6 protein-coding genes are annotated in these 8,065 nt (G+C 42.8%); all 6 read right to left on the bottom strand.

Annotation, left to right across the window (positions count from 1 at the left end):
- Positions 1–170 precede the first annotated feature (170 nt).
- Positions 171–1,118 carry an exopolyphosphatase gene (locus B9J87_RS16575; protein ID WP_094151787.1) on the bottom strand — a complete coding sequence of 316 codons (948 nt, stop codon included), beginning with the start codon at positions 1,116–1,118 and terminating at the stop codon, positions 171–173.
- Between the two features lie 315 nt (positions 1,119–1,433).
- Complete coding sequence (locus B9J87_RS16570; protein WP_013867861.1) at positions 1,434–2,054, bottom strand: ATP-dependent zinc protease family protein; 621 nt, start codon at positions 2,052–2,054, stop codon at positions 1,434–1,436.
- 28 nt (positions 2,055–2,082) lie between these two features.
- Complete coding sequence (locus B9J87_RS16565) at positions 2,083–3,264, bottom strand: amino acid aminotransferase (RefSeq protein ID WP_094130140.1); 1,182 nt, start codon at positions 3,262–3,264, stop codon at positions 2,083–2,085.
- A gap of 62 nt (positions 3,265–3,326) precedes the next feature.
- A complete protein-coding gene (gene nrdG / locus B9J87_RS16560) occupies positions 3,327–3,794 on the bottom strand; it encodes an anaerobic ribonucleoside-triphosphate reductase-activating protein (RefSeq protein WP_017047206.1) in 468 nt (155 codons plus the stop codon).
- Positions 3,795–3,817: 23 nt separating this feature from the next.
- Entirely contained in the window at positions 3,818–5,938 is a 2,121-nt protein-coding gene (nrdD, locus tag B9J87_RS16555; protein ID WP_026027863.1) for an anaerobic ribonucleoside-triphosphate reductase, read from the bottom strand.
- A 544-nt stretch (positions 5,939–6,482) separates the two neighbouring features.
- Complete coding sequence (locus B9J87_RS16550) at positions 6,483–7,913, bottom strand: transporter substrate-binding domain-containing diguanylate cyclase (protein ID WP_094151785.1); 1,431 nt, start codon at positions 7,911–7,913, stop codon at positions 6,483–6,485.
- Between the last annotated feature and the right edge of the window lie 152 nt (positions 7,914–8,065).

Here is an 8,065-nt window from a genome sequence, read left to right as displayed (position 1 = left end):
GAAAAATAAGATTTACGAAACCCCAAGCTGCAATTATAACGAAACAACTTGGCATTGCTGGTAGGTGATGAGCCGCAATAAGAATTGGTAACTTTGTGGTTTTAGGAACGAAACGTATAGAAAACGCCGCGATGAGATAAAAAGCCCTGCCATGCAGGGCTTCACCGGCTTTAACCATCTGTGGTAATTTGGCTGATCAGCTCTTTTTCTACCTGCTCGGCCATTTCAAGAGCAATTTGGCACGTTCCAGCCGCTTGATGGCCTCCACCACCATATTTGAGCATTAATCCGCCCACATTGGTTTTAGAGCCACGATCAAAAATAGATTTCCCCGTAGCAAACACGATATTTTGCTTCTGAAAGCCCCACATTTTGTGAATCGAGATATTACACTGGGGAAATAAGGCATAAATGATAAACCGATTCCCCGCGTAAATAATTTCTTCGCCCGTCAAATCAAGAATGACAAGGTTTTTATAGACTTTGGCACAACGTTGAATCTGCTGTTTAGATAGAGTTTCATGCTCACGGTACAAAGTAACGCGCTCTTGAACGTCCGGCAGAGCAAGAATCTCGGCAATGGAGTGGTTCGCACAGTAGTCGATAAGATCCATCATTAACTGATAATTGGAGATACGAAATTCATGGAAGCGCCCTAAACCTGTTCTTGCATCCATCAGGAAATTCAGTAAATTCCATCCCGCAGAATCAAGCACTTCATCCCGAGTAAACTGCGCGGAGTCACCTTTGTCGACAGCAATCAGCATCTCTTGCCACTGAGAGGGAAACGTATCCAGTCCGCCATAATATTGCCATACTACATGCGCGGCAGATGGCGCGTTTGGATCAATAATATGATTCGGTCTTTCACCTTGATTGCGAATAGTTTCCGATAGGTGATGATCAAAAATTAAGTGAGCATTAGCGACGTAAGGCAGGTTAGTGACAATGTCACGCTCAGTTGTCGTCACCTTCCCATCTTGCATATCCTTTGGGTGAACAAACACGATCTCGTCAATTAGGTTGAGTTTTTTGAGCAACACGGCACAAACCAGCCCATCAAAATCGCTGCGTGTCACTAATCTAAATTTACTTTCAGCTTGTTGATGCTCAGACATAGACAATTTCCTTATTAGCAGTCATATCACTGCTCGGCGTGGGTTTAAGCAGTGTTTTGTATATCAGATCCTGAGTTAACACCTTTTCGGTTTACCAATGCAGGTGGTATGTTTTCATTTTAGACGCCATCGTCTTTTTAACAAACTTAACACAATGGTTTTTAAACATTATTCAACACAGCGCATCATTTTATTGAGCAAATATCGAATAAAGTAATGAGGAATAAAGACTGCTGTTACAACTAGGGAATTGGAGGTAAGAAAAAGCCAGCAACAAGTGCTGGCTGTTAGGTTGAGCTAAGAAGTGAGGTATCTCTATTTACGTTTATCCTGCACGTACTTTCGGCTCACATCAACAAGCGCTACATCTTTAAAGAAGCTACGACCAAGTAACAGTGGATAAGTCAGATGTGTACGATCGGCAAGCGTAAATTCGGTTCTCTCTTTGAGATCACCAATTTCAATCCAAGCGACAACGACCGCACGTCTTTGTGTACCCTCTGCACTGGATTGCCGAATTCTAACCCAGCGTTCAACAGGTAAACTTATCTCATCACTTTTGATGTCATCGTGTTCAATCCTGAACTTGACCCAATCATTTCCATCGCGTTCAAAAGCAACAACATCCACGGCACTAATTGAAGAGGTGGCCGCCCCGGTATCGATACGCGCTTTGAAGCTTTCGTTCAAACTCGGCACATAAACCCACTCTTTTTCGCCCAAAATAAGCTTACCATCAGAGGTTTTTTTGGCCTTCACCACAACTGGCTCTTTTGAGGGTTTTTCAACCGGTTTTTGTGCCTCAGTATTTTGTTGTTTTGGCTCTTCAACTTTTGGCTTTTGCTCTGGTTGTGTTGAGGTTTGGTTTAGCGTACTACATGCCATCAAACCAGTACTCAACATTAAAAGAGCAATAAGTTTCAAGTGTTGTTTCATTGACCCACCTAATCAAACTGATAAATATTTAAGAGACATTCACTATGGCTTGAGCAACATACGGAATATGTTGTTCTGATAAGCCTGCAATGTTAATTCGGCCATCACCTACCCCATAGATTCCATATTGATCACGTAGCTGAGCCATCTGTTCTGGAGTAAAGCCTAGCACAGTAAACATCCCTTTGTGACTTTCGATAAAATCGAATTGTGAAGTATTGTGCTGATTTCTCAAATGATTACACAAGGTTTGACGCAGGTTTAACAAACGCTGTTGCATTTCACTTAACTCTTGCTTCCAAATCGCGGTTAATGCTTGATTTTGTAAAATAGTTTTCACCAGTGCAGCACCATGATCGGGCGGCATAGTATAGGTCGAACGGGCTAACGTTAGTAATTTACCTTTTGCATTCGCTACATCTTGTGCGTTTTTACCGACAACAATCGCGGCGCCAGTTCGTTCTCGGTAGAGACCAAAGTTCTTTGAACAAGAGGTGGTGATCAACATCTCTTCGACGTTGTTTGCCATAAAACGCAGCCCTTTCACATCCTCTTCAAGACCTTCACCAAACCCTTGGTAGGCAACATCAACAAAAGGGATGAAGCCATTTTTCTGCGCAAGACTGGTGATCGCTTGCCATGCGGCGAAATCAATATCCGCGCCGGTTGGGTTATGGCAGCAACCATGGATAAGCACCACATCTTTTGGCCCTGCTTGCGATAAATCATCAAGCATCCGTGCAATATCGACTTGCTTAGTCTCGCGACAGAAGTAAGAATAATATTTCACTTTTAAACCCGCCGCTTCCATCACAGGTTTATGATTGACGTAACTTGGGTCCGTAATCCACACCGTCGTTTCTGGTTGTGCTACGTGCATTAAGTCACCGAGCATACGCAGCGCACCGCTTGCTCCGGGCGTTTGAATCGCAGCCACACGATCAAGCACTGAAGTGCCAGACAATAATAAGTTCACCATGCTTTGGTTAAACTCTTCACACCCAGCAAGTCCAACATACGATTTAGTGGTTTGTGTGGCAATCACGTGCTCTTGCGCTTTGGCAATGGCGCGCATAATCGGCGTCTCTCCTTGGCTATTACGATAAACGCCAATGCCTAGGTCAACTTTTTCGCTGCGAGGATCGTTGCGGTATGCAACCGATAATGAAAGTATTGGATCGAGTGTTGGTGTTGGTAAATGTGAAAACATGAAGGTCACAACCCTTTGAAATTCAAGTAATGACCTTCAAGTTAGCACTAGATACATAATTTTTACAGTTTAAATTGATGGATTATTTGATTGGCACTGCCTCGCCATTCTAAGCTTGGATCGGCTTTATCCTGTTCAAATTTTCCATCAATCAAGACATCAACATATTCAATGACTTGTCTTTGAGCATCACTGAGTTCGTTTAGGGTATATCCCGTCCATAACCAGATATCTTTCCCCACACATTCAGTCTTTACTCGTTTAACCAACTGCAAAATAGAAGCAAGGTTTTGCGGGTGTAAGGGATCGCCACCCGACAAGGATAATCCTCGGCGCTTGATGCGCGTGTCGTTCAAATCGGTGATGATCTGCTGCTCTAGTTGCTCATTGTAAGTGTGGCCAGAATGCAGCGACCAAGTCCCTTTGTTGTAACATCCTTTGCACTGATGTTCACAGCCGGAGACGAACAGCGTACAACGCGTCCCCGGGCCATTCACAACATCAATCGGATGATATTGGTGATAATTCATGCCAACAGGTTACTCACTATCACTTACAAGTGTTTAACGCGACGTTTAACTTCTTCTTGTTTACCGAAGTTAAACGGACGAGCATCTGGGCTACCAAGGTAGCCACACACGCGGCGGGTTACGGAGACTTTGGATGAGTCGTGATTACCACATTTAGGACAGGTAAACCCTTTACTCGTACACTCAAATTCACCAGTAAAACCGCATTCATAGCACTCATCAATTGGCGTATTGGTCCCATAATAAGGAACACGGCTGTAACTGTAATCCCAAACGTTTTCAAGTGCTTCTACGTTTTTCTGCATATTCGGAAACTCTCCATAACAGATAAATCCACCACTTGAAACCTCTGGATATGGCATCTCAAAATCAATCTTATCGTATGGATTAACTTTCTTTTGCACATCCAAATGAAAGCTATTGGTGTAATAACCTTTATCCGTTACACCTTCAATCACACCAAATTCTTTGGTGTCAATACGGCAGAAACGGCTGCAGAGGTTCTCACTTGGCGTACCGTACAAACTGAACGCGTAACCGGTTTCTTCCGCCCATTGGTTAACGGCCCCTTTCAGGTATTTAATGATATCTAACGCGCGATCTCGCAGTTCGCTATCATCATAAACATGTGTATCACTGCCATAGAGCGCGGTAATGGTTTCATGCACACCGATATAGCCCAAAGAGATAGATGCTCGGCCATTTTTGAATATATCGGCAATAGAATCATCGGCTTTTAAACGAACACCACATGCCCCTTCCATATACAAAATAGGTGCGACGCGTGCTTTGACTTTTTCAAGGCGGCTGATGCGAGTTTCTAAAGCACGGCGAGCCAGTTTTAATTTTTTATCGAGTAATGTGTAGAACTGTTCAATATTTCGGCCCGCTTTCAGCGCGATACGAGGTAAATTGAGACTGACTACCCCCAAATTATTCCGCCCTTCGTGAATCAGCTCACCACCTTCTTCATAGGTATTTAAGAAGCTGCGGCAACCCATTGGGGTTTTGAATGAACCCGTCACTTCAACTACTTTGTCGTAGTTGAGAATATCCGGGTACATGCGTTTGGTCGCACACTCTAATGCGAGTTGTTTAATGTCATAATTTGGATCTTCCGCTTTATGATTTAAGCCATCTTTGATGGCAAATACCAATTTAGGGAATACAGCCGTTTTACGATTTTTGCCTAAGCCAGCAATGCGATTTTTCAAAATTGACTGTTGAATCAATTTAGAGGCCCAACTGGTCCCTAGACCAAAGCCGAAAGTGACAAACGGAGTTTGCCCATTCGCGGTATGCAAAGTGTTGACTTCATATTCAAGTGACTGGAATGCGTCGTAGCACTCTTTTTCTGTACGGGACATAGCAAAGGCTTCGGGATGATGAATATCCCACTCTTTTGCTATTTCTAAATGTTTGTCGTAACTGGCTGTCACATAAGGTTCAAGCACTTCATCGATACGGTTGATGGTGGTGCCGCCGTAAATATGGCTCGCAACCTGAGCGATAATTTGCGCGGTCACTGCGGTGGCGGTTGAAATTGATTTTGGCGTATCAATTTCCGCATTACCCATCTTAAAGCCATGAGTGAGCATGCCTTTTAAATCAATCAGCATGCAGTTAAACATTGGGAAAAAGGGAGCGTAATCCAAGTCATGATAGTGGATATCACCCTCTTCATGCGCTTGCACAATATCACGCGGTAAAATTCGGGTTTTAGCGTAGTGTTTCGCCACAATACCAGCCAGTAAGTCACGCTGCGTTGGGATCACTTTGCCGTCTTTATTCGCATTTTCATTGAGCAGATCGGCATTACTTTCTTCGATAAGGCCTTCAATCTCTTGCGTCAAGGCACTTTGCTTTTCACGCGCGATATCACGATCGTGTCGGTACTCGATGTATGAACGAGCTAATGCTTTATAGGGCCCTTGCATTAGCTCGTTCTCTACTAAGGTTTGAATCTCGGCGATATGGACTTCATCGTAATCTTTGAGCTTCAGTTCTACCGCCAACGCCACATTGAGTGCGTAAATAGCGATCTCTTTATCAATATGTTCAGCTGCACTTTCCACGGCAGATTGAATGCGATCACGGTTGAACGGGGCTCTCGATCCGTCACGTTTGATTACGATAGGTTTCACCATTTCTCCTTACCCCTAGCATACTCACAGAGTTATCCACAAACACACTATATAGAGCAGTTTATTATCCGACTGACACAATATATTGTGGTGCATTTAACGAAAACTCCCAACTTAGGGTATTGATTTGGATCAATAAAAACCGAGCATTGAACAAGATCAATGCGATCTTGGAGTAGTAGATCTCACTTAGAAAAGAAACGATGAAAATTGCAAATTTTTGATTTTTCCTCTTGAAATTTCACCGAACCTGATAGGCTAAGCCTTCGGATTCGATCAGTGAGGTATTGCGATGTTAAAATCAAAATGTGTATGTCGATTAGCGGCAGCAATACTCTTTATTCCCTCTTTCGCGACTTGGGCACAAAGTCTCACATTAGCGACATGAAATGTCGAATTCCAGCACACTATTTCATGATTAATCGAGGTCATTTCGTTGCCAAAAAACATCATCCATACTTTTCTTGGAATGGCTTTTCTTGAAACACTGTCCTCGGGCGAGACAAGTGATAATAGATGGCCGAAATGAAGTTAATTGGAATGATCAATCCGCACATTGATCGACTTTAACAACTACAGCACGATTTTTACCCGCCGACTTGGCTTGGTACATTAAACTGTCCGCAACAGTAAGTGAGACCTTATCAGGAACAAGATCGTAATAGGCGCCACCCAAACTGATACTGAGCGTGATGGTATCACTGGCTACTCGCATTGGATTTTCATAGACAGATTGACAGATATATTGAGCTTTCAATTTGACCTCTTCAAAGGTATAGAGAGTAAGAATAATGGCGAACTCTTCTCCACCTAAACGAGCAATAAAGTCATTATTGGATAACTTTCTCTGTACATGTCTAACCACATGAATAATGGCTTGATCACCCACTTCATGACCAAACTGATCATTGATTAGCTTAAAGTTATCAATGTCAAACACCAATAAGGTGAAGGGGACGGGAGTTCCTTGCAATTCTGCTATCTTTGATTGGAAGTGTCGGCGATTACTGATTTTTGTTAGTTCATCAGTTTGCGCCAATTTCTCTAGCAAGTGATTTGCTCTCTCTAAATCGATGGTTTTATGTATGACTGCGCGTCTTAACATCAAGATGTAAATACAGAGAACCATCAGAGCTACGCTAATGATGATCGGGATAAAATATTTTGGGTAAACCGTTTCCATGTAGATCCAGCGACTAAATAACTGCATTTTAGAGGCATCAGATACCTTATCTGTCGCATTTGCGAGCTTCTGCCAAAGAACGTCATTGCCCTCTTTCACCCCAAAGCGCAACGGCTCAGAATAGAGAAACTTAACTGGCACATATTTTTTCGGGCTATTTTCTGTAAACATAAAGAGATTAGCGACTTGATAATCGCTAATAAACCCTTCTAATTTTGCACTGGAAGCGGCATACAACATATCTTCATTCGTGGCAAAGTAGACCAAGTTTAATTTAGGTAAATATTGAGCTGCGTAATACGCCTCATAGCCACCCAATACAACGCCAACCTTAATATCGATTTCACCTGAAAATATTTTGTTAAAATCCGTACCGAGTAAGTGTTGATCTAAGAATACGTGCGTCTCGATCGCCATAATTTCAGGTCCAAAATCGAGGAATAGATCTCGCTCAGGTGATTGAATTAGACCAGCATGAACGTCGGCTTGCCCATGTTTAACCAGCTCTAGTGATTCGTTCCAGCTTACTAGTTTAAATTCAACATCGAACCCGCTTTGCTCAGCAACGACTTTCCAATAATCGACTAAGATTCCGGCAGGCTCTCCTTGCTTATTAATATACGAATACGGTTTCCACTTGGCTGAGCTTGTAATAAGCAGAGGTTGAGAAAGATCATGCTCGCTGGAGAGCGGTTCACCGACTTCTGCCGTAGAAGCAATGACTGGAAGCTGCAGCGCCAATACAGCCATCACTCGAGAAAATATCATCAATAACGCAGATTTCAGTTTCATGTTTTCCTAACTGGGGAGTTTGGTTGACTCAAACACGATTAAGCTTGCACCGCTTTTCTTGTTATGAAACACCTTTAGTTATAATCATAGCGAATTTATCCGTAATCTACCTATTTAAAACTGCATTTTTAATATCCATTGCCTGCTGACAT

This window comes from Vibrio sp. V19_P1S1T109 (assembly GCF_002241375.1).
Lineage (GTDB): Bacteria > Pseudomonadota > Gammaproteobacteria > Enterobacterales > Vibrionaceae > Vibrio > Vibrio anguillarum.
This window is presented reverse-complemented; position numbering and strand designations above follow the sequence as displayed.